The following is a 22,630-nucleotide window of genomic DNA, read 5'->3' on the forward strand; positions in this document are numbered from 1 at the left end:
GCGGCCGGGCGTAATCTTTGAACCGGCAACGGTTTATTTCAGGAAGCGGGAAACGATCTTGCGTTCCTTGAAGATGCCCTCGGGGCGATAAAGCACGATTCCCGCCAGCAACAAGCCGACAAGCATCCAGCGCAGGAAAGCAGTGCGGGAGGCAATCTGCGGTGCAATCGAGCTCAAGGCAACTTGCAGCGAATCGGTCAGGAAACCCGTGCCACTCCAGACCCCCCAAATGACAAAAGCTCCGAGTATGGCGCCCTTGTTGTTGCCGCTACCTCCGAGCATCAGCATCACCCACACGAGAAAAGTAGCGAACAGCGGCTCAAAGTGGCTGTAATCGATAGTGACCATATAAGGGGCATACAGCGCCCCGCCCATACCCATTATCACCGCGCCCAGCACGAAGGACTGGATCCGCAGCGATGTCACATTCTTGCCATTCATGGCAGCCGATTGTTCTTCGTCACGCACGGCTCGCAGCGCCCGTCCCCAGGGGGAGCGCACGGCGATTTCCAGCACCAGATAGATGGCCGCCAGGACCAGGATGGTGATGTCCAGGTACAGATAGCTATAGTCGCGCGGCGTCAGGGGCTCGAGCAGCGAGGCCAGTGATTGAGGCAACCAGGCGCAGCCAGGATGCTCGAACAGGCATGACAAGGGTTGGGGAATGCCGCTCAAAGGCTGGGGACCATTGGCCAGCCAGCGTTCATTCTGGAATATGAGGCGTATGATTTCCGCAATGCCCAGGGTGGCAATGGCCAGGAAGTCGGTGCGCAGGCGCAGCACGGGCAGGGCAATCAGGTAGCCCACCAGCCCCGAAACCACGCCGGCCGCAATCAGGCCTATGAGGAATGGGGCATGCAGCCCGAATGCCTGATGCGCATATTGAGCCATCAAGCCGCTGGGAACGGCCGTGACAAACAGAGCGGTAGTGAATGCGCCGACGGCGAAGAAACCGGCAATGCCGAAATCCAGGTGGCCGGCATAGCCCCACTGCGAATTCAAGCCCAGGCTGAGAACAGCGTAAATGGACGCCATGATGGAAAACGACACAATGTAATCCATGCCGCCCGGGAAAAAAGCCGCCAGGGCGAAAGCGACGGCCACACCCAGGGCCGCGCCCGCGGGAATCCGCCAGAGCCAGCGCAGCGGCAAGACCGCGAAGGCCAGAAACATGAACGGAATGATCAGGAAAACAGCCTTCAGGGTAAGAATCGGACTCATGGGCTTTTTCCTTTTTTCATTTTTCGCCGAAAAGACCCTGGGGACGCACCACCAGGACCAGCACCATCAGTGCAAAGGCCACGGCAGGCCCATAGGCGGGATTCATGAAGGAGGACGTCACCTGTATCGCCACGCCAATAACAATGGCTCCCACCAGCGCGCCGAAAGCATTGCCTATGGTGCCCAGGATCACCGCCGCAAACATGGGCAGCAACAGAGTGAACCCCATGTCCGGCCGCAATTGCGAGGCGAGCCCATACATGACCCCGCCCGCCGCCGCAAGCGCTCCGCTGATGCCCCAGGTCCAGGCCGTCACCCGCTCGGTATCAATGCCCCGGATCTGTGCCAGATCGGGATTGTCCGCGGTCGCGCGCATGGCCTTGCCCATTCTGGTCTTGGCCAGCAAAAGGTAGACCAGCACCACCAGCACCACCGCCAGCGCCAGCACGAAAATCTGATCCGCCTGCACCCGTATCTGCCAAGGCAAGTGCAGGGCCGGGTTGGCTCGGCCCACATAGAAGAAGTGAAAATCCGAGCCCCACAATATATAAATGCAACTGCGCAGAAAAAATGCCATGCCCAGCGAAGCCATGGCAAACAGAACCATGGGCGCTTTAGTCCTGCGCAAGCGGCGATAGAGCACACGATCGAGCAGTACCGAGATCAGCCCTGTCACGGGAATCGCGACCAGCAGGCCGGCCACCAGTTCCCAGCCGAAGGAAAAATGCCAGATCGGGGCGCTTTTGGGCAGCACCGAGACCACGGTATAGGTCACGTAGGCACCGATAGTCAGCAGTTCGCCGTGTGCGAAATTGGGAAACTTGAGCACTCCATAGCATAGCGTGAGCCCCGCGCCGCCAAGCGCGATGATCGCCCCGAGCATCACCCCCCAGATGGTCAGGGACAGCAGTTCGACCAGGTTGCCACCCAGTGCCAGGCCCAGCAGCCACATTACCGCCAGAATGACCAGCAGGCCCAGGCCCATGGCCGTGCGGCTCTGCAGCGCCGAGGCGGCCCATGAACCGCGCGGGGCACCATCGGCCGCCGGAGATTCCGTGCCCGGCGCCGGCACGGCCCCGCCTCCGGTGTCCGGAACCACGGGCGCCGCGAACGGCTTCTGTCGAAAGAGTGACATACGCATCAGCAGTTCATCCTCCTAGATAAAGGCGCCCGACATTCGGATCGGCCAACAGGTCCGGGCCAGTGCCTTCGTGACGGTTCTCGCCGCTGGCAAGCACGTATCCACGATGCGCCATCTGCAACGATTGCCGGGCGTTTTGCTCTACCATCAGAATGGCAATGCCGGTCTGGTTGATGCGTACGACCCGATCGAAAATCTCGTCGACCAGCCTGGGGGATAAAGCCGCGGTCGGCTCATCGAGAAGCAAAAGCCTGGGGCTCAGCATCAGGGCGCTACCCATGGCGACCATCTGGCGCTCACCGCCCGACATTTTGCCCACCATTTGCCGCCGCCGCTCTTTGAGCCGCGGAAACATCTCGTAGATTCGCTGTTTGGCCGCATCGATATCGCCACTGGCCAGAGTGAAGGCGCCCATTTCCAGATTTTCGTCGACCGACAGGTTGGTGAATACATTGGCCACCTGGGGTACATAGCACATGCCGAGCTTGACGATCTGGTGCGCGGCGAGTTGGGAGATCTCGTGGCCGGCAAACGCAACGGAACCCTCGCGCGGATGCAGCAGGCCGAAGACTGTCTTCATGAGCGTAGACTTGCCCGCGCCATTGGGCCCGACGATGCACACGATTTCGTTTTCATCGACCCTCATGGAAACCTGTCGCAGCACTTCCGAATCGCCATAGCCGCAGCTTACCTTGTCAACGTTCAACAGCGGCATACTGCCCTCCCAGGTAGGCTTCAAGCACGCTTTGATTGCTGCGGACCTCTTGCGGCGAACCTTCCACGAGCTTGCGGCCTTCGCTCATCACGATCACCGGATCGCACAGATTCATGACCATATTCATATCGTGCTCGATCAGCAGAAAGGTGATGCCGCGTTCGCGCGATAGATATTCGATATTGGCCACGAGCCGTTTGAGCAGAGTGCGATTGACACCTGCCGCCGGCTCGTCCAGCAGCACCAGTTCGGGGCCGGTCATGAGCGTGCGGCCGAGTTCCAGCAATTTTTTCTGGCCACCCGAAAGATTGCCCGCGTATTCGTCCTTGACATGGGTGAGCTCGATATATTCGAGCACCTCCAGCGCCTTGGCGCGATTCTCGTGCTCTTGCCGGCGAACCGCGCCAGGCCTGAGCCAGGTATTCCAGATATGCTCGCCGATCTGCCCCTTCGGCACCAGCATGAGGTTTTCGAGCACGCTCATGCTGCCATGCTCGCGCGGAATCTGGAAAGTCCGGCACAGCCCGCGCGTGAAAATCTGGTCTGGGCGCATGCCGGCGATATCCTGGCCCTTGAAATGAATACGCCCCGAATCCGGGGCGATGAAACCGGTGATGATATTGAACATCGTGGTTTTGCCGGCGCCATTGGGTCCGATCAGCCCAGTGATGGTGCCGCGGCGCACACTCAGCGAACACTGATCGACAGCACACAAGCCACCGAAGTTCTTGGAAATGCCGCGCACGTCGAGCAGATCGTCGGACGAGCCTGCGGCGCCATCATCCATTAAGCCTGAGTTGGATTGTTTTGCCATGGTCAGCGAAAAATCTCCTCCTTGCGGCAAACCGACAGATATTGTCCGGTCCGGACAGACACTGCGCCATCCATCGCGCGGGCCGCCAACTGATGCGCAAGACCCGGGTAAAATGCTACATTCAGTAAATCTTATCACAGTAACCTTGGCCGCAACGCGCGGCGATACCCCGCAAAAACCCGCAGCCTGCGCAAGAAAAGAGTCCAGGAAAACCAACCATCCGGCAATATCCATGGGCTTTCAAACAGGGAGCGAAGCACCGTCAGCCCTTCTTGTTTCAAGAAAATACAAATTCCGATTTATTTCGAGCGCCCGGGCAACACATCGTAGTTCGCCATGCTTTTCTTTTAAAACCGAGTAAAAACAGGGCGAAAAGGAGTCAATCCGCTGTCTATTTCGCCATAAAGCAATATCGGGCCGAATGCCTCGGGAACACCCTCACCCAAGAGCGGCTATTTTTTAGAAATTTTCTGCATAAATCGCTTTGTTTTTCCGAGCATCTCAAGTTATGCTCAAGAAAATGTTTTTTTCACCCATTCCGAGGAGCACTACTCTATGGCAACAACCGCGAAACCCGCAGCCCGCAAACCGAACGCCGCGTTCATGAAGCCACTAACACCTAGCGCTACCCTGGCAGCCATTATCGGGCCCGAAGCTGTACCGCGCACTGAAGTCACCAAGAAAATCTGGGACTACATCAAAAAGCACGATCTGCAAGACCCCAAAAACCGCCGCAACATCAATGCCGATGTAAAGCTGCGCCCCTTGTTCGGCAAAGATCAAGTGTCAATGTTCGAACTCACCAAGCTGGTCAGCGGCCATCTCAAATAAGCCTGGCTGAACCAAGCGGCAACAAACCGGCTGAGCGCGTTGATTCGGATAAAAAACCAGCCGAGGCCCTCTACGAGAAATCAAGGGTTTGTCGCAAATTTTTTATTCGAACCTTAAGCAAGTCCGCAGCGATGAATTAACTGCGCTGCCGCCATAAAAAAACGCCGCCTGAATCCAGGCAGCGTTTTTTTTGTGTGTAATCTGAAACCTACAGATCCGTATAGGGCGATTGCCCTGCAAACAAGGCAAGCCAGCCTTTGATCAGACGATACAGCACCCAGACCACAGCAACCAGACCCGTTGCCCAACCTATGAATAAATGGGTTGCGATGGCGCTCAGGACGAGCCACAACAAGCCCCACCAGAATGTTTTGAGGATCCAGTCGAAATGCCCGGCGCATACCGTGCCTGCGGCGTCGCCGCGCTTCAAGTAAGCCAGGACAATGGCTGCCACGGTGGCAAGGCCCAGGAACCCCGCACTGATCAGTCCCAGCGCAAACAAGCCGTATATCACATGCGTAATGGTGCGCATGGCGGGACCCTGCTGGTCTTCTGGCGGCAACGCCTCGATCATACTAATCTCCGGTAATAGGCCAAGACAGATGGCAAGCTTGTTATTTTAACTGTTCCATTGCCAAGCAGGCAGATTTTCACACAGTGCAGCGTAAGCGTCTGCCGAATACACATTGACGAACGGCCGCAGTTGCGGCCGTCAGTTTTTAGTCATCGGGTTAACGGCGTTAACTACGCCGTTTCTGGTTACCAGCGATGCGGCAACAGTTCCTCGATCCGGTTATTCGGATGCGTGGGCAGACGCGTGAGAATGTCCTTCAGATAGGCATACGGATCGTGCCCGTTCATCTTGGCGGACTGGATGAGACTCATCACGGCAGCCGCACGCCGGCCCGCTCGCTGGGAACCAGCGAACAGCCAGTTCTTGCGCCCAAGGGCGATAGGCCGGATCTGGTTCTCGATCCAGTTGTTATCGATGGGTAATCGACCATCAACCAGGTAGCGCGTCAGCGCCGTCCAGCGCTTCAGGCTGTAGTCCAGCGCTCGGGCAATGCCGGTGCCATCGGGCACCTTCAGACGATGGGCCGTCATCCAGGTATGCAGTGCCTGGGCAATCGGCCTGGCCTGTTGCTCACGTAGACGCTGGCGCTGCTCAGGAAGCAAGTCTGCCGCCTGGACTTCGATCTCATAGAGCTGCCCGATGGACTTCAGTGCCTGTTCCGCGATCAGACTTTTGCCCGACTGATGCAGTTCGAAGAATTTGCGTCGGGCGTGCGCCATGCAACCGACCTCGTCAATGCCTTGCTCGAAGCACGCTTTATAGCCGCCATAATCGTCGCAGATCAGCTCACCGCGCCAGTCACCTAGGAAGGCCCGGGCGTGTGCCCCGCTGCGTCCTTCGGTAAAGTCGTAAACGACGGCGCGCAGATCCTGGAAGGCGCCGGGGGCATAGGCCCACAGATACGCGCGATGGGTCTTCTTGCTACCTGGCTGCAGGACTTGAACCGGTGTTTCGTCCACATGCACCACCGGTTCATTCAGGATGGCTTCGCGCAGGGCATCGACCAGCGGCTGCAAGCGCACCCCACACACGCCTACCCATTCAGCCAGCGTGGAACGGGGGATCTTCACGCCGGCGCGCGCAAATATCTGTTCTTGGCGGTAGAGCGGGAGATGATCCGCATACTTTGCTATCAACACGTGAGCCAGTAGCCCCGAGGTGGCCAAGCCCTTGTCGATGACCTGTGCCGGCATGGGCGCCTGGGTGAGTGTTTCGCACTGACGGCACGCCCACTTGCCGCGGACATGTTGCTCGACGCTGAACACCCCAGGCACATAGTCCAGTTTCTCGGTGATGTCTTGGCCGATGCGTTGCATCGGGCAGCCGCAAGTACACGTGGTGGAGTGCGGTTCGTGACGCACTTGGAGACGGGGCAACTCCGGCGGCAAGGCCTGACGCTTGGGCTGAGAGGCCGTCTTGTGCGCAGGCGGCTGCCCGCCCAGGCTGATCAGTTCCTGCTCGATGGCGGCGATGTCGGCATCGACCGCGTCTTCCAGCAACAGCCCCTGCTCACCGCCGAGTTGTTCGCTCTTTTTGCCGAAGCGATAGCGGCGCAGCATCGCAATCTCATACGTGAGCTTGCGGATGTGGGTTTCCTTAAACTGGATATCGTGAGCCTGCTTGGCCACCAATTGGCGCGTTTCATCCAACTCGCCCATCAGTTGCTGGGCCAAGGCCCGCAGGGCATTGGCATCAAGCTGATCGAGGTGAGAAGCCGATTTTAGAGACATGGTCGCCATGATGCCATGCCGGTGAGCGGCGCACCATTCGGAATGCACCGGATTGCAAATCCGTGTTCATAAGATGGCGATCGACTCGTGCTCGCCCAAGCGTTGCCACGGCAGGCCGATGACCAGGGCGCGCGCCTGTTCAGACGTCAGTTCGATCTGGGTGTCGCCGGGTCTGGGCCAGTGCACACTGCCCTGGTGCAAGCGGCGCACGGCCAGCCAGAGGCCGAAGCCATCGCACACCAGCACCTTCAGTCGTGTGCCCCGGCGGTTGGCAAACACATAGGCGTGATGCGGCTGTGAGGCACCGAAGACTTCCACGACACGAGCCAACAGCCGATCCATGCCACTACGCATGTCCACGGGTTCGACGGCTAACCAGATTCTCTCGATGCGGATCACCGAAACAGTTCCCGCAGCCAGGCGGCGCACTCGCCAGCGGCCTGTGCGGGCCAGCTCACCCGCGCTTGCAAGCTCCCCCATTGCAGTTGAACCTCGATGGCCACCGACGCAGTCTGTGCGCTGTGGTGTGTGCTCATCGCGCAGCCCGCCGTGGCAACGACAGGAATAAACGCCGGCGCGTCCGACAGTGTCAGTTCACCGCGCCTGGCTTCGCGGCGCCAGCGCTGCACCATGTTCGGGTTCAGGCCGTGTGCAATGGCGATGCCCGCGACCGAAGCCTCAGGCTGCTCACAAGCCTGAAGAATCTGTGCCTTGAGAGCCTTGCTGTGCTTGCGCCGCGCGGGCCGCTGGACTGAAGGGTTTGGATCCATGAATAGTCCCCACTAAAAACAAGTGGGAACTATCGTCCCGATCGCTACGCTCCATCAAGGTGTGTTCGGCAGACGCTTACAGTGCAGCGCGCATCGAGACCGTGAAGGAGCGTAAGACGATCAGGCTTCAGGATCAAGAGGTCCAGGCCGGGCGCTTGCAGCCCAAGAGCGAGTCCCGGATACTTTTTTATAAGTGGTGTTGGGATAGGGGCCCGGCACGCGCAGCCGAGTTGCGGCTACAGGTGCGGAAAAGGCAAACGCCCCGGCAGGGTTGAGCCTGTCGGGGCGATTGGTACAGATAAGAGCCTGACGATGACCTACTTTCACAGACGTACGTCCACTATCATCGGCGCAAAGGCGTTTCACGGTCCTGTTCGGGATGGGAAGGAGTGGGACCACCTCGCTATGGTCGTCAAGCGTAACCGGGTGTTGGTGCGGGCGGTTACGCCCACAGCCAACGAATCTGGGAAGAAGCACCCTCGAAGGCCGCGCCTTCAAGGTGATGTATGTCTGGATAGCGGTACGGGCCGCGATACTGAGCCGCAGCTCAGTGTGTGCGTACCGGTTCACCTCACGGTACGACTTTTCTTTGTTTGAACGGCACTCTCACGTATAACCAACAGGGTTATAGGATCAAGCCGCACGGGCAATTAGTATCAGTTAGCTTAACGCATTACTGCGCTTCCACACCTGACCTATCAACGTCCTGGTCTCGAACGACCCTTCAGGGGGGTCTAGCCCCCGGGATACCTAATCTTCAGACGAGTTTCCCGCTTAGATGCCTTCAGCGGTTATCTCTTCCGTACATAGCTACTCGGCAATGCCATTGGCATGACAACCGATACACCAGCGGTACGTCCACTCCGGTCCTCTCGTACTAGGAGCAGGCTCCGTCAAGTATCCAACGCCCACGGCAGATAGGGACCAAACTGTCTCACGACGTTTTAAACCCAGCTCACGTACCTCTTTAAATGGCGAACAGCCATACCCTTGGGACCGGCTACAGCCCCAGGATGAGATGAGCCGACATCGAGGTGCCAAACACCGCCGTCGATATGAACTCTTGGGCGGTATCAGCCTGTTATCCCCAGAGTACCTTTTATCCGTTGAGCGATGGCCCTTCCATTCAGAACCACCGGATCACTATGTCCTGCTTTCGCACCTGTTCGACTTGTCAGTCTCACAGTCAAGCACGCTTATGCCATTGCACTATCAGCACGATTTCCGACCGTACCTAGCGTACCTTCGAGCTCCTCCGTTACACTTTAGGAGGAGACCGCCCCAGTCAAACTGCCCACCATGCACTGTCCCCAACCCGGATAACGGGCCAAGGTTAGAACCGCAAACAAACCAGGGTGGTATTTCAAGGTTGGCTCCACGACATCTAGCGACGCCGCTTCAAAGCCTCCCACCTATCCTACACAGGCCGGTTCACAGTCCAATGCAAAGCTACAGTAAAGGTTCATGGGGTCTTTCCGTCTAGCCGCGGGTAGATTGCATCATCACAAACACTTCAACTTCGCTGAGTCTCAGGAGGAGACAGTGTGGCCATCGTTACGCCATTCGTGCAGGTCGGAACTTACCCGACAAGGAATTTCGCTACCTTAGGACCGTTATAGTTACGGCCGCCGTTTACCGGGGCTTCGATCAAGAGCTTGCACCCCATCACTTAACCTTCCGGCACCGGGCAGGCGTCACACCCTATACGTCGACTTTCGTCTTAGCAGAGTGCTGTGTTTTTAATAAACAGTCGCAGCCACCGATTCTCTGCGACCCCATCATGCTCCAGGCGCAGGCCCTTCACACTACCGGGGTATACCTTCTCCCGAAGTTACGGTATCAATTTGCCGAGTTCCTTCTCCTGAGTTCTCTCAAGCGCCTTGGAATATTCATCCCGTCCACCTGTGTCGGTTTGCGGTACGGTCTCGTAGAACTGAAGCTTAGAGGCTTTTCTTGGAACCACTTCCAATCACTTCGCGAACCAAAGTTCACTCGTGCAACACCCTTGAATTACGCGCCCGGATTTACCTAAGCGCCTTCTTCGATGCCGCAACGGGGACGTCCAACACCCCGATGATCTTTCGCAATCCGTCCCCCCATCGCATTCTACGACGGTACAGGAATATTAACCTGTTTCCCATCAGCTACGCATCTCTGCCTCGCCTTAGGGGCCGACTCACCCTGCGCCGATGAACGTTGCGCAGGAAACCTTGGACTTACGGCGAGGGGGCTTTTCACCCCCTTTATCGCTACTCATGTCAGCATTCGCACTTCTGATACCTCCAGCCGCCTTCTCAAGCGACCTTCACAGGCTTACAGAACGCTCTCCTACCACGTATGTCCCGAAGGACACACATCCGCAGCTTCGGTCTATGGCTTAGCCCCGTTACATCTTCCGCGCAGGACGACTCGATCAGTGAGCTATTACGCTTTCTTTAAAGGATGGCTGCTTCTAAGCCAACCTCCTGACTGTCTATGCCTTCCCACTTCGTTTCCCACTTAGCCATAGTTAGGGACCTTAGCTGGCGGTCTGGGTTGTTTCCCTCTTGAGTCCGGACGTTAGCACCCGGTGCTCTGTCTCCCGCGCTGTACTTGCAGGTATTCGGAGTTTGCCATAGGTTGGTAAGTCGCCATGACCCCCTAGCTATAACAGTGCTCTACCCCCTGCAGTAATCACGCGAGGCACTACCTAAATAGTTTTCGGAGAGAACCAGCTATTTCCAGGCTTGTTTAGCCTTTCACCCCTATCCACAGTTCATCCCCTAATTTTTCAACATTAGTGGGTTCGGTCCTCCAGCACGTGTTACCGTGCCTTCAACCTGACCATGGATAGATCGCCTGGTTTCGGGTCTACACCCAGCGACTGAATCGCCCTATTCGGACTCGCTTTCGCTACGCCTCCCCTATTCGGTTAAGCTTGCCACTGAATGTAAGTCGCTGACCCATTATACAAAAGGTACGCAGTCACCCCATAAATGAGGCTCCTACTGTTTGTATGCATACGGTTTCAGGATCTATTTCACTCCCCTTCCGGGGTTCTTTTCGCCTTTCCCTCACGGTACTGGTTCACTATCGGTCGATCACGAGTATTTAGCCTTGGAGGATGGTCCCCCCATCTTCAAACAGGATTTCACGTGTCCCGCCCTACTTGTCTGACGCTTAGTTCCACACCCACGATTTCATCTACAGGGCTATCACCTGCTATGGCCGGACTTTCCATTCCGTTCGATTATCGTGTGTGTTAAATCGTCAAGGCTGTTCCGAGTTCGCTCGCCGCTACTATCGGAATCTCGGTTGATTTCTTTTCCTCGAGTTACTGAGATGTTTCAGTTCACCCGGTTCGCTTCGCCACACCTATGTATTCAGTGTGAGATACCGCATTGCTGCGGTGGGTTTCCCCATTCGGACATCAACGGATCAAAGCTCGTTTGTCAGCTCCCCGTCGCTTTTCGCAGACTACCACGTCCTTCATCGCCTGTGATCGCCAAGGCATCCACCATATGCACTTAGTCGCTTGATCCTATAACGCTATCGGCTATAGAACGTCGCTATATTTACTACTGAGTATTCGCGTTTGTGCCGTTCATCATTTCAACGCCGCTCATGGATTCGCACCCACTCGCGTATTGAGAACTATTGAACAAAAAATATAATGCAATCACAACCCGTACTTTCTGCGCGCATCGCCTCCCTACTTCAGAGACCATGCACCCATAAATACATTTTGTTGTGCTTCTTCCAGATTGTTAAAGAACAAAACAGCCGTCAGGCTCCAACGCCTAACGAACAACCCCCTGACTCTCACGAACCAGGACGCTCTTCGTTATCCGCTCGGATAACCCGCTTCCAACATGACTACCTTCCCTCACCCCACAACCCCAAATTCAGTGGTGGAGGATGACGGGATCGAACCGACGACCCCCTGCTTGCAAAGCAGGTGCTCTCCCAGCTGAGCTAATCCCCCCTCTCTCAAATCCGTGGTGGGTCAAGTTGGAATCGAACCAACGACCCCCGCCTTATCAAGACGGTGCTCTAACCGACTGAGCTACTGACCCAACTTCCCGTGGATGGGTAACCATGTCTTGCTGCTAACAGCCGATAAGCGTGGACGCTTTCGCTTCGTGTGCGTCGCTCTAAAAGGAGGTGATCCAGCCGCACCTTCCGATACGGCTACCTTGTTACGACTTCACCCCAGTCATGAATCCTACCGTGGTAATCGCCCCCCTTGCGGTTAGGCTAACTACTTCTGGTAAAACCCACTCCCATGGTGTGACGGGCGGTGTGTACAAGACCCGGGAACGTATTCACCGCGACATGCTGATCCGCGATTACTAGCGATTCCGACTTCATGGAGTCGAGTTGCAGACTCCAATCCGGACTACGATCGGGTTTCTGGGATTGGCTCCCCCTCGCGGGTTGGCGACCCTCTGTCCCGACCATTGTATGACGTGTGAAGCCCTACCCATAAGGGCCATGAGGACTTGACGTCATCCCCACCTTCCTCCGGTTTGTCACCGGCAGTCTCATTAGAGTGCCCTTTCGTAGCAACTAATGACAAGGGTTGCGCTCGTTGCGGGACTTAACCCAACATCTCACGACACGAGCTGACGACAGCCATGCAGCACCTGTGTTCCGGTTCTCTTGCGAGCACTCCCTAATCTCTTAAGGATTCCAGACATGTCAAGGGTAGGTAAGGTTTTTCGCGTTGCATCGAATTAATCCACATCATCCACCGCTTGTGCGGGTCCCCGTCAATTCCTTTGAGTTTTAATCTTGCGACCGTACTCCCCAGGCGGTCAACTTCACGCGTTAGCTGCGCTACCAAGGCCCGAAGGCCCCAACAGCTAGTTGACATCGTTTAGGGCGTGGACTACCAGGGTATCTAATCCTGTTTGCTCCCCACGCTTTCGTGCATGAGCGTCAGTATTATCCCAGGGGGCTGCCTTCGCCATCGGTATTCCTCCACATCTCTACGCATTTCACTGCTACACGTGGAATTCTACCCCCCTCTGACATACTCTAGCTCGGGAGTTAAAAATGCAGTTCCAAGGTTGAGCCCTGGGATTTCACATCTTTCTTTCCGAACCGCCTGCGCACGCTTTACGCCCAGTAATTCCGATTAACGCTTGCACCCTACGTATTACCGCGGCTGCTGGCACGTAGTTAGCCGGTGCTTATTCTGCAGGTACCGTCAGTTGCGCCCCGTATTAAAGAGCGCCGTTTCTTCCCTGCCAAAAGTGCTTTACAACCCGAAGGCCTTCATCGCACACGCGGGATGGCTGGATCAGGGTTGCCCCCATTGTCCAAAATTCCCCACTGCTGCCTCCCGTAGGAGTCTGGGCCGTGTCTCAGTCCCAGTGTGGCTGGTCGTCCTCTCAAACCAGCTACGGATCGTCGCCTTGGTGGGCCTTTACCCCACCAACTAGCTAATCCGATATCGGCCGCTCCAATAGTGAGAGGTCTTGCGATCCCCCCCTTTCCCCCGTAGGGCGTATGCGGTATTAGCCACGCTTTCGCGTAGTTATCCCCCGCTACTGGGCACGTTCCGATATATTACTCACCCGTTCGCCACTCGCCGCCAAGAAAAAGCAAGCTTTCTCTCGCGCTGCCGTTCGACTTGCATGTGTAAAGCATCCCGCTAGCGTTCAATCTGAGCCAGGATCAAACTCTTCAGTTCAATCTCTGTATAAAAATCGTAATTTCCATCCGGCCCCCAAAGGAGCCAGTGGTCATACGTCGCGTTTCGCTCAAAGAAAAAGACCGGTTCAAATTTCTTCAAACCTTACTTCTTCATTTGTGCGAGCACTTGATATAAATTTCGCGACCTCTCGTGAGAAAGGCTGCACACTCATTCCAAGCGCCCACACTTATCGGCTGTTAAATTGTTAAAGAGCAATGACATGAAATCGTCAAACTTCCTGTCCATACTACGGTACTGCGTATTCGGTACTATGTATTCAGTCCTGCCGCCTGACCCAGCCCCGCGTTAATCGCGGCGTTGTTCCAGAAGCAGAGAAACGAGATTATGAAGGAGTTTTTTAAGCCTGTCAAGTCGCTGTACCGCGCCTCGAATCGTTTGGCCTGCTGGCTCATCCCGATCCCGGGCGTACGTCCCACGGCCTTGACTCCTGCTGCCGTCCCCTCCTTCCCCCGCCAGGCCGGGCCGCTTCGAAAAGCCTGCCTGGCACTCACCGGGTCCCGCTGCACTGCCTTCCCGCAACCGCCTCATTTAAGGGTTAACCCTGATGTGTGGGCTGCGAAAGAACGCCACTATAGCACGCCTTTTAACCCCCGCGCAAACCCAGTTCGCCCCCGCCCCGTCCCGACCCCCTTGCGCCGCACCTAAGCCCTTGATTTGAAACCAATCCACGCACCTAAAATCTTTTTTTAACCAGTCCGCAAAAACCCACCCCGCCGCGAACAGTTTCCACGGCTACCCCCACGGACCGGCCCTGTACGCTCACCTAGAGCCACGCTAGCGTGCACTCGCGCAAAATGCCCCGACGCCAGCGGGGGTGGCGGCCCAGGCGGGGTGGGCGAGCTTGAGTCCGCCGCGGCCGGCGCCTGGATCGGGATGCAAGGGAGCGGCTGTTTGAGCGTCAAGGGTGTCCACAGCCCGGGGGGCTGTGGACGACGCGAGTTCCGCGACCGCCCGATCCAGGCGCCGGCCGCGGGCAGTCCTGGCAAAGCCAGGACCGGACGAGGCGAGCCCCACCCCGCCTGGGCCGCCACCCCCGCGCCTTAAGAAACCCAAATAGGCACCACAAAAAACAGCCCCACGGCCAGCCACAATAAACCGCCCAACTTCAGCCGCGCCAGCTCATAACGGCCACTCCCACGTACCGCTCGAGAAAGGCCTTGTCCAAAATCCCCCCTTCAGTGGTCAAGTCATTCCAGACACCGCGATTATTCTTTTTACTGCCGCATTTACTGCGGCAGGCCGTTCGTCATGTACGAGCAGGGTCTATCCCAAAGCGACAATGCAATCGTGCGCCGCTCAAAGCGCCAGCTTACAAAAGCCGCCCCACAACGCGGATTTTTGCTGGGCCCCGGATTTCTTGCTGGCCCCTACAACCACCGCCCAGTCAACAAGCAGAACAGTTTGGAATACAGGAGTAGCCTTGAAACATCGATTACCCTCAAAATAACGTCTTGGTAAAGCAACGTCTAAATAAGCGATTCACTCATGTCTGAAGATATTCTCATCAACGTCACCCCTTTCGAGACTCGCGTAGCACTGGTCGAACAAGGCGCCGTGCAGGAATTGCACATAGAGCGCAGCATCCAGCGTGGACACGTAGGAAACCTGTACCTGGGCAAAGTCGTGCGTGTACTGCCGGGCATGCAAAGCGCCTTTGTCGACATAGGCCTGGACCGCGCAGCCTTCATACACGTGGCCGACTTACGCCAGAACCGCCATGAACGCACCAATGGGGGCACCCTGACGCCCATCGAAAAACTGCTGTTCGAAGGCCAGTCCCTGATGGTGCAAGTCATCAAGGACCCCCTGGGCACCAAGGGAGCCCGCCTGTCCACCCAGATCAGCATTGCCGGACGGATGCTGGTGTACCTGCCCTACGACCCTCACATCGGCATCTCGCAAAAAATCGAATCCGACGAAGAGCGCATCGTCTTGCGCGAACGAGTCCAGGCCCTTGTGCCCAAAGACGAGGCCGGCGGATTTATCGTGCGCACGCAAGCCAGCGAAGCCACCGACGAAGAACTGCGCGTCGACCAATCGTATCTGCGCACCCTCTGGAGCAGCGTTCAGGCACTCGCAAAGACCCAGCCTACCCCATCCGTGCTGCATACCGACCTGACCCTGGCCCAGCGCGTCCTGCGCGATATGGTGGGCCCCGACACAGGCACCATTCATGTCGACTCGCGCACCACATCGCAGGAACTCATGGAATGGGCCAAAATTTACACCCCATCGGTGCTGGACCGAATCAAGCACTATAGCGGCGACCGGCCGCTGTTCGATACCGCCAACGTCGACGAAGAAATCGCCCGCGCCCTGTCGCGCCGCGTCGATCTGAAATCCGGCGGCTATCTCATCATCGACCAGACCGAAGCGCTGACCACTGTCGACGTAAACACCGGCGGTTTTGTCGGCGGCCGCAACTTCGACGACACCATATTCAAAACCAACCTGGAAGCGGCTCAGGCGCTTGCTCGCCAACTGCGGCTGCGCAACCTGGGCGGCATTATTATTCTGGACTTCATCGACATGGAGGACCTGGAACACCGCAATTCAGTCCTGGCCGAACTCAACAAAGCGCTCAGCAAAGACCGCACACGCATGACCGTCAGCGGATTCAGCCAGCTCGGGCTGGTGGAAATGACCCGCAAACGGACTCGCGACTCGCTCGCGCATCAGCTTTGCGAATCGTGCCCCACATGCCAGTCGCGCGGCAATGTCAGGACGGCGCGTACGCTCTGCTACGAAATACTGCGCGAAATACTGCGCGAATCCCGGCAGTTCAATCCCAAGGAGTTCCGGATTCTGGCCTCGCAGGCAATTGTCGATCTGTTTCTGGAAGAAGAAAGCCCGCATCTTGCCATGCTGGGCGACTTCATAGGCAAACCGATCTCGCTCGAGGTGGAACGGGTGTATTCCCAGGAGCAATACGACATCATTTTGATGTAGGCGGCCGCGCGTATCCGCGCCGGCCATAGATCAGCCGGGACTTCGCCTTTGCAACAGATGGCTCGCCGGCGCCAGGCAACGAGGCTACTTGGAGCACACCTGCGGGCGGGTGACCGCATCGAACATCTGCTGGATTTGCGCGTCAGTGCCCGCGTAATAGCTATAGGCGCTGGCCTTGATCGGCCTGCCCTCCATCAGCACCAGATCGAGCACGATCGTATGGTTCCAGTCGGCCGCGGGAGAAGATTTTTTCGTAATAATGGCATAGCTTGCATTGCGCGGATTCAACTTGAATTCGATATCTCCGCCGCAGGCCGCCTTATGCTTGAACAAAGCCATCTGCACCTTGGCGAAAGTGTCAAAAGGCAGGCTGCGTTCGGTACGGAGATACTCATCTTTACGCAGATCGTTAAGCTGCATCCCTGATTTTGGCACGGCGCATCCCGCCAGGATGCACAAGCCAGTCAAAAATACGATTTTTTTCATTTTTACCTGCCACTCTGAGCATAAATCATTGGTACATGCGCCGAAGCGCCGCATATATTCTTGAAATACAGATTTTCAGCCCGTATCTGGGGACATTCAATGAGCATCGCCGGCCCACGGAATACCGTCAGGCCTCTTCCCTGAATTGCATGCGATAAAGCGATGCATACAAGCCATTCAAAGCCAGCAGTTCGTCGTGACGACCTTGCTCCACAATCTTTCCCGCATCGAGCACGACAATCTTGTCGGCATTTTGAACCGTCGACAAGCGGTGCGCAATGACCAGCGTCGTACGCCCCTTCATCAATCGTTCGAGCGATGCCTGCACCTGCCGCTCGGACTCGTTATCGAGAGCCGAAGTGGCCTCGTCCAGTATGAGTATTGGCGCGTTTTTGATCAAGGCGCGCGCAATGGCCAGTCGCTGACGCTGTCCACCCGACAGCTTGCTGGCGTTTTCGCCGACGGGCGTATCGAGGCCGTCGGGCAATCCGTCGACAAAAGCCCGCAAATTGGCAGCCTCAAGCGCATCGTAGATTTCCTTGAGGCTGGCATCATGCAAGGAACCGTAGCTGACATTCTCGCCTATGGTTCCATCGAACATCACCACATCCTGGCTGACCAGCGACAACTGCTCCCGCAAACTGCGCAATGTCAGGTCCTTGACGGACTGCCCATCTATCGAAACCTCGCCCTGGGTGGGCTGGACAAAACGGGGCAACATATTGACCAGCGTCGTTTTACCACTGCCCGAACGCCCCACCAAAGCTATCGTCTGACCCGGCTCGGCGGTAAATGAGACATTGGAAACGGTGTCCTGCGAGCTATCGGCAAAGCGGTGGCTGATGTTCCTGAATTCAACCCGACCCTTGATAGGGCCTTGAAACACCTGGGTGCCGGTATCTTCTTCAGGCTTGTGATCGACCAGGGTAAACACACTTTCGGCCGAGACCAGCATGCGCTGCATGCGTCCCGCCGTATTGGTCATGCGTCTGACTGGATCGAAAATCTGCCCAAGGGCAGCCATGAAGGACGCGAAGCTGCCCACCGTCAGGCTCTGGGTATTGGCCTGGTACAAGGCAACGGCGATGACCGCCGCAACCGAAAGGGCAATCGAGAACTGGGCCAGGGGCGACATGGCGGCCTCGGCGGTTGCCGTGCGCATGGCAAATCGCCGCAAGCGGCCATTGACATACTGGAAGCGGCTGGACTCGCGTTCATAGCCATCGAACAGTTTGATGACGCGCTGCCCATCGATGCCTTCGCCAACCACCCGCGTGAGCTCCGCATTCATGTTCACGGTGTCCCGATTGATGCGCCGCAGGCGTTTGATGAAAGTACGAGCAATCAAGGTGGAAATCGGCAACATCACCAGAACGATCAGCGTCAGCTGCCATGACATATAGACCAACACACATAACAAGGCGATGATGACCAAGGTTTCGCGCACAACGACGGTAACCACCTCGGTGGCCGATGCGGTGACATTCCCGGCGTCGATGGTGAACCGGTTCAGCAGGCGTCCCGAGTCGCCGCGCTTGAACTCTTCGTCGGGCAACCCCAGCAGGCGATCGAACATATCCTTGCGCAGTCCCAACAGCATATTGTTGGCTATCCAGGCCAGCAAATAATCGCTGCCGAAACTGCAAACGCCGCGCAGGAATACCAGGCCTATGACCGCAAGCGGAATCGACCATATATAGGACGGCTGCGCTCCCGAAAACCCCTGATCGAGCAAGGGCTTCATGATGATGGCCAGTGTGGGCTGGGTGGCCGCCGAAAGAGTGAGCAGCACAGCGGAAAGAACGACCACCTTCCAGTAAGGCCCCAGGCGGCTGTATATTCTCCGCCACACGTCGAACTTGACGGGCTTGGATGGCGTTGACGAGGGCGTTGAGGCTGGATTCAAAAAGCAACTCACTTTTACACTAAAGGACCGCCTATTTTAACGTTCTCGAAAATCCGTCGATAATAAGCGTCGATCATCATACCTCTCTTGCACACAACACTCGTCAAATTAATGTCTACACTCTCAGCCATTTACGTGCGACTTCCAAACTGGATAGGAGACGTTTGCATGAGCCTGCCCAGTCTGCAGGCCCTGCTGAATACCCGGGTTCCTATCGTTGTCTGCGCGCGCCCCTGGGCGCGCGATCTGCTGGCCGGATTCGAACTGTCGGGGTTCGTGGAAATGAAAGGCCGCTGGCGCGAAGACCGGGCCGCGGTCCATGCCCACAAAAAGAAAACCCGGCACGCGCATGTCCGGGGGCTGCTGCTGCCCGATTCGCTGTCGAGCGCCATGGTATTCAAGTTTGCCGGCATTCCCTCGGCCGGATACCGCGACGACGGGCGCAGCCTGATCCTGCGCTGGCCCATCAACAAGCCGGCGGCGGCCCTGCATGCCGTGGAATCCTGGTACTACGTAGCCACGCACGCGCTCATGCGCTGGAATCTGCCTGTCGAACCCCGGCATCCGGGCAAGCACCTGGGCCTGAAACTGGCCGGCCGGCATCAGGCGGAAGGCCTGCGGGCCGTAAATGAAGCCGGCCTGCAGCCCGGCCGGTTCGTCCTGATCGCACCGACAGCCACCGGCCTGCATCATGGCAAAATCAAGGTCTGGCCTTATTTCGACGCGTTGACGCGTGCGCTGCAGCAAAAGGGCTATACCGTCGCGATGTGCCCGCCGCCATCCGAAGCCGAGGACGCACGACGCAATGCGCCAAGCGCCCTGTGCCTGCCGCCCCTGAATCTGGGAGCGTTTGCTACACTCAGTCATCTGGCCGCACTGGTTATTTGCAACGATTCAGGCGTTTCGCACCTTGCCGCGGCCGCGAACGCCAGGCAACTAACCTTGTTTGGCGTCACCGAACGGGCACGCACAGGGCCGTGGTCAGGCAATGCAACGTGCCTGGGCTCGGCACAGCATTGGCCTTCACTGGCTGAAGTGGAAAATCAGGCCTGCGCCCTTTTGCACACTGATCCTGGCACATAACAATGTCGAGTTTTTTTACGAATCTGGTAATTCCTCTCAATCTGTGCGTCACGCTGCTCGTGGTTGGCCTGGTGCTTTTCATGGTCCGGCGCCGCAAAACGGCTTTTTTCGTAGCGGCCGGGGGGCTGTGCTGGGCCCTGTTCTGGTCGCTGCCGGCATCGTCGCTCTGGGCGGGCGGGCGTCTGGAACAACTCTACCCACAAGAACTGCCGTCGGATCTGCCCGAGGCCGGGGCCATTGTCGTACTGGGCGGCAATACGGCCAACAACCGCCCGAACTGGTTTGAACCTTACGACAAGGAAACCGCGGCGCCCCGTGTCGATACGGCAGCCTTGCTTTACAAGTCGCATCGCGCCCCCATCATTATCCTGTCAGGAGCCGCGCTGGAAGGAAAAGTCAGCGAAGCGAAAATGATGGCCCGCGCCCTCGAACAGCAAGAAATCCCGGAACAAGCCCTGATACTCGAGACACGAAGCCGCAATACTCATGAAAACGGCCTGTACACCGTCGAAAAACTCAAGGCGCTGCACATCACACGAATTCTGTTGGTCACTTCAGCACTGCATATGCCCAGGGCCATGGCCGTTTTCAGGAAACAGGGCATTACACCAATCCCCGCGCCGTCGGCGCCGCAAATCCTCGTGCCCGCCGAGCCTGGATTCTCGTTCTGGCTGCCCAATATGCGCGCGCTGGATGCCAGCCGTTCGATCATCAAGGAATATGCGGGCCTGCTGGCCTACTGGGTACGGGGTTGGATTTAACGCATCCCATGCCCGCTCATGTCCGTTCGCGAAGCACTTCCTGGTAAAGATCCAGATAACGGCGCGCGACTTCGGCCCAGCTGTGGCGGGCGACAACCTGGTCGCCACCTTGCACCAGTCGTGCCCTCAAGGCGGCATCGTCACTGATTTGCGCGATAAAACTGGCCAGTTCCTCGGCATTTTCAGGATGAGACAGGACCAGTGCCTCCTCCCCCGGCTTCACATACTGGGCAAAGCCGCACCAGGGGCTGGGGCTGAGGACGACCGGCAGGCCGAATGACATGGCCTCCAGGGGAGCCATGCCGAAACTGTCGTTGAGGGTCGGGTGCACATACAGATCGGCCGCAAGGTAATAACAATCGACCTCCGACGTGGTATCGACCAGGCGTACTCGATCCGCCAGGCCCACACTGTCGGTCTTGCGCAGGAAATCCTGAGTAATTGCCTTGCCTCCAACCACCAGCGCCTTGTAGCGTTCGGGCAGCAGCGCCAACGCCTTCAGGACCGCAGGCAAGCCCTTGCGCAAGGGGTTGCGGGCCACCAGCAGGCACACCCGGTCCTGGTCGGACAGGCCCAGGTCCTGGCGAACCCGGGCTCGCAGGCCGGGCGGGGGTGAAGCCGGCCGCGCCACACCAGGCGGGATAACCGGAGACACAAGCTGCTCGCCATAGGCTTGCCGCAATTGCTCGGCAATCAAGCCCGAGACCGAAACCGTGCGGTGGGCCTGCCGTACCTCCACGCGCCGATGCTCCAGGCCCAGATAAGTTTGCACGCGGGGGCTGACTCGCGACAAAGCCCGCTTGAGGAAAGGCAGGCTGCGCACACGCCAGTTATAGCGGACCGGCGTGACATGCACGACTTCAATATCGCCGCACCAACCGTTCATGTGTGAATGCACGATATCGAAGCCCTTGCGCGTGCAACGCCCCGCTCGCCAGGCAAACAGCAAAACCCGGATCCAGCTGGGCCACCCGGACCACGAACGCAAGGGAACAAAAGGCAGGCGCAGATCGCAGGCCGAATCGTAGTCACGCGCAAAAACCGTTATTTCGTGACCCCGGGCCAGTTCGCGCATCAGGGCGACTCCATATGCCTCGGCGCCGCCGTAACGGCTACCGAATCGATCGACGACGAATGCTATTTTCAATCTGGACATGGGTACATGATAGGACGGCCGCAAAGTTGTTTGCCTTCTTCGGAGCGCATGCGAGGCTACCCAGGGGCTCAGGTCAGTCCTTGCGGTGCCTGTCTTCCAGGCGTGTCAGGCATTTTTGCATAAAACGCAGGATATGGGTCGAACGTGCAACCGTAACACGAGGAATGCCATAAAGGTCGTCGGAGCGTCGCGCCAGCCCTCTTTCAGTGGTCGTGGCATTGCGGTAACCCGCCCCTTGCACCATGGCCCGTACCTCGGGCGTTTCATGCCCATAGGGATAGCAAAAAGCGCTGACCTCGGCGCCCAGCGCACGTTCGAGCTCGTGCCTTGATTGTTTGATTTGATAATCGGCGAGTTCCGGTGAAATCTGCGGCAAATCGACATGATCGAGCGTATGCGAACCCACCTCTTGGCCGGCCGCCGCCCAGGCCTGCATTTCTTCGACAGACATGAGCGCAGAACGGGGAACTCCCTTTTCAATATCCCAGACATTCTCTCCACCAAGTTGCCTGGCCACAAAATAATTGGTCGAAGTAAACCCCAGCTCGCTCAATATGGGCAAGCCGTTCTGATACACGTTGCGATAGCCATCATCGAAAGTGATGCCGAACACCTTGCCGCGCTTGTCGCCCTTTAAATAAGGCACCAGGTCGCGCATCGACAGGCCGCGATAGCCGAAGCGGCGCATCCAGATCATCTGGCGCCTGAAGTCGGACGGATGCACGGTCAAGCCGCGGTAAGGCGAGCCTTTGGGAGCCGGCAGGCCAAGCTGATGGTACATAAGTACAGGAA

The 22,630-nt window shown here is 57.5% G+C and carries 17 protein-coding genes, 2 tRNA genes and 3 rRNA genes; 5 read left to right on the top strand and 17 right to left on the bottom strand.

The window, feature by feature from the left end:
• Nucleotides 1–33: 33 nt before the first annotated feature.
• The 4 genes from LSG25_RS08180 to LSG25_RS08195 are packed head-to-tail and all read right to left on the bottom strand — an operon-like array spanning nt 34 to nt 3,891.
• Nucleotides 34–1,221 (bottom strand): branched-chain amino acid ABC transporter permease, encoded by a 1,188-nt coding sequence (locus tag LSG25_RS08180; RefSeq protein WP_232744179.1) that lies wholly within the window; start codon nt 1,219–1,221, stop codon nt 34–36.
• Nucleotides 1,222–1,237: 16 nt separating this feature from the next.
• On the bottom strand, nt 1,238–2,356 hold the full coding sequence (locus LSG25_RS08185; protein WP_232744180.1) for a branched-chain amino acid ABC transporter permease: 1,119 nt from the start codon (nt 2,354–2,356) through the stop codon (nt 1,238–1,240).
• 13 nt (nt 2,357–2,369) lie between these two features.
• Nucleotides 2,370–3,077, bottom strand: a complete 708-nt coding sequence (locus tag LSG25_RS08190) for an ABC transporter ATP-binding protein (RefSeq protein ID WP_232744181.1) — start codon at nt 3,075–3,077, stop codon at nt 2,370–2,372.
• Entirely contained in the window at nt 3,058–3,891 is an 834-nt protein-coding gene (locus LSG25_RS08195) for an ABC transporter ATP-binding protein (RefSeq protein ID WP_232744182.1), read from the bottom strand. Before LSG25_RS08195 ends, LSG25_RS08190 begins: the two co-directional genes overlap by 20 nt.
• Here LSG25_RS08195 and LSG25_RS08200 point away from each other — a divergent pair.
• Both LSG25_RS08200 and LSG25_RS08205 read left to right on the top strand, forming a co-directional pair.
• A complete protein-coding gene (locus tag LSG25_RS08200) occupies nt 3,890–4,252 on the top strand; it encodes a hypothetical protein (RefSeq protein WP_232744183.1) in 363 nt (120 codons plus the stop codon). The genes LSG25_RS08195 and LSG25_RS08200 overlap by 2 nt on opposite strands.
• 194 nt (nt 4,253–4,446) lie before the next feature.
• Nucleotides 4,447–4,722: an SWIB/MDM2 domain-containing protein gene (locus LSG25_RS08205; RefSeq protein ID WP_232744184.1), complete on the top strand. Its 276-nt coding sequence runs from the start codon at nt 4,447–4,449 to the stop codon at nt 4,720–4,722.
• A 208-nt stretch (nt 4,723–4,930) separates the two neighbouring features.
• Here LSG25_RS08205 and LSG25_RS08210 read toward each other — a convergent pair whose 3' ends face one another.
• From LSG25_RS08210 to LSG25_RS08250, 9 genes are all read right to left on the bottom strand, one after another.
• Nucleotides 4,931–5,296 (bottom strand): hypothetical protein, encoded by a 366-nt coding sequence (locus LSG25_RS08210; protein ID WP_232744185.1) that lies wholly within the window; start codon nt 5,294–5,296, stop codon nt 4,931–4,933.
• A gap of 185 nt (nt 5,297–5,481) precedes the next feature.
• The gene (locus tag LSG25_RS08215; RefSeq protein ID WP_370635922.1) at nt 5,482–7,035 is read right to left on the bottom strand and encodes an IS66 family transposase; all 1,554 of its coding nucleotides are present in this window, start codon (nt 7,033–7,035) and stop codon (nt 5,482–5,484) included.
• Nucleotides 7,036–7,092: 57 nt separating this feature from the next.
• On the bottom strand, nt 7,093–7,506 hold the full coding sequence (gene tnpB, locus LSG25_RS08220; protein WP_232742697.1) for an IS66 family insertion sequence element accessory protein TnpB: 414 nt from the start codon (nt 7,504–7,506) through the stop codon (nt 7,093–7,095).
• The gene (locus LSG25_RS08225) at nt 7,422–7,796 is read right to left on the bottom strand and encodes a transposase (RefSeq protein WP_232742696.1); all 375 of its coding nucleotides are present in this window, start codon (nt 7,794–7,796) and stop codon (nt 7,422–7,424) included. Before LSG25_RS08225 ends, tnpB begins: the two co-directional genes overlap by 85 nt.
• A gap of 304 nt (nt 7,797–8,100) precedes the next feature.
• Nucleotides 8,101–8,213, bottom strand: a 5S ribosomal RNA gene (gene rrf / locus LSG25_RS08230).
• A gap of 212 nt (nt 8,214–8,425) precedes the next feature.
• Nucleotides 8,426–11,316: ribosomal RNA gene (locus LSG25_RS08235) — 23S ribosomal RNA — on the bottom strand.
• A gap of 368 nt (nt 11,317–11,684) precedes the next feature.
• A tRNA-Ala gene (locus LSG25_RS08240) sits at nt 11,685–11,760 on the bottom strand.
• 14 nt (nt 11,761–11,774) lie between these two features.
• Nucleotides 11,775–11,851, bottom strand: a tRNA-Ile gene (locus LSG25_RS08245).
• 81 nt (nt 11,852–11,932) lie between these two features.
• Nucleotides 11,933–13,473, bottom strand: a 16S ribosomal RNA gene (locus LSG25_RS08250).
• Together the 16S, 23S and 5S rRNA genes with 2 tRNA genes alongside form the textbook arrangement of a ribosomal RNA operon.
• 1,509 nt (nt 13,474–14,982) lie before the next feature.
• On the opposite strand from LSG25_RS08250, the gene rng reads away from it, so the two are divergent.
• Nucleotides 14,983–16,446, top strand: coding sequence for a ribonuclease G (gene rng, locus LSG25_RS08255; RefSeq protein WP_232744186.1), 1,464 nt, complete (start codon nt 14,983–14,985; stop codon nt 16,444–16,446).
• Nucleotides 16,447–16,530: 84 nt separating this feature from the next.
• Here rng and LSG25_RS08260 read toward each other — a convergent pair whose 3' ends face one another.
• Nucleotides 16,531–16,932 (bottom strand): hypothetical protein, encoded by a 402-nt coding sequence (locus tag LSG25_RS08260; RefSeq protein ID WP_232744187.1) that lies wholly within the window; start codon nt 16,930–16,932, stop codon nt 16,531–16,533.
• Nucleotides 16,933–17,059: 127 nt separating this feature from the next.
• Nucleotides 17,060–18,838, bottom strand: a complete 1,779-nt coding sequence (gene msbA, locus LSG25_RS08265; RefSeq protein ID WP_232744188.1) for a lipid A export permease/ATP-binding protein MsbA — start codon at nt 18,836–18,838, stop codon at nt 17,060–17,062.
• A gap of 111 nt (nt 18,839–18,949) precedes the next feature.
• Here msbA and LSG25_RS08270 point away from each other — a divergent pair, with 111 nt between their 5' ends.
• Together LSG25_RS08270 and LSG25_RS08275 are read left to right on the top strand one after the other, a co-directional pair.
• The gene (locus LSG25_RS08270; protein WP_232744189.1) at nt 18,950–19,921 is read left to right on the top strand and encodes a glycosyltransferase family 9 protein; all 972 of its coding nucleotides are present in this window, start codon (nt 18,950–18,952) and stop codon (nt 19,919–19,921) included.
• Nucleotides 19,918–20,682 (top strand): YdcF family protein, encoded by a 765-nt coding sequence (locus LSG25_RS08275; RefSeq protein ID WP_232744619.1) that lies wholly within the window; start codon nt 19,918–19,920, stop codon nt 20,680–20,682. Before LSG25_RS08270 ends, LSG25_RS08275 begins: the two co-directional genes overlap by 4 nt.
• A 16-nt stretch (nt 20,683–20,698) precedes the next feature.
• On the opposite strand, the gene LSG25_RS08280 is transcribed toward LSG25_RS08275, so the two are convergent.
• A complete protein-coding gene (locus LSG25_RS08280) occupies nt 20,699–21,829 on the bottom strand; it encodes a glycosyltransferase family 4 protein (protein ID WP_232744620.1) in 1,131 nt (376 codons plus the stop codon).
• A gap of 82 nt (nt 21,830–21,911) precedes the next feature.
• Entirely contained in the window at nt 21,912–22,619 is a 708-nt protein-coding gene (locus tag LSG25_RS08285; RefSeq protein WP_232744621.1) for a polysaccharide deacetylase family protein, read from the bottom strand.
• Nucleotides 22,620–22,630: the final 11 nt, after the last annotated feature.

This window comes from Paralcaligenes sp. KSB-10 (assembly GCF_021266465.1).
GTDB lineage: Bacteria > Pseudomonadota > Gammaproteobacteria > Burkholderiales > Burkholderiaceae_B.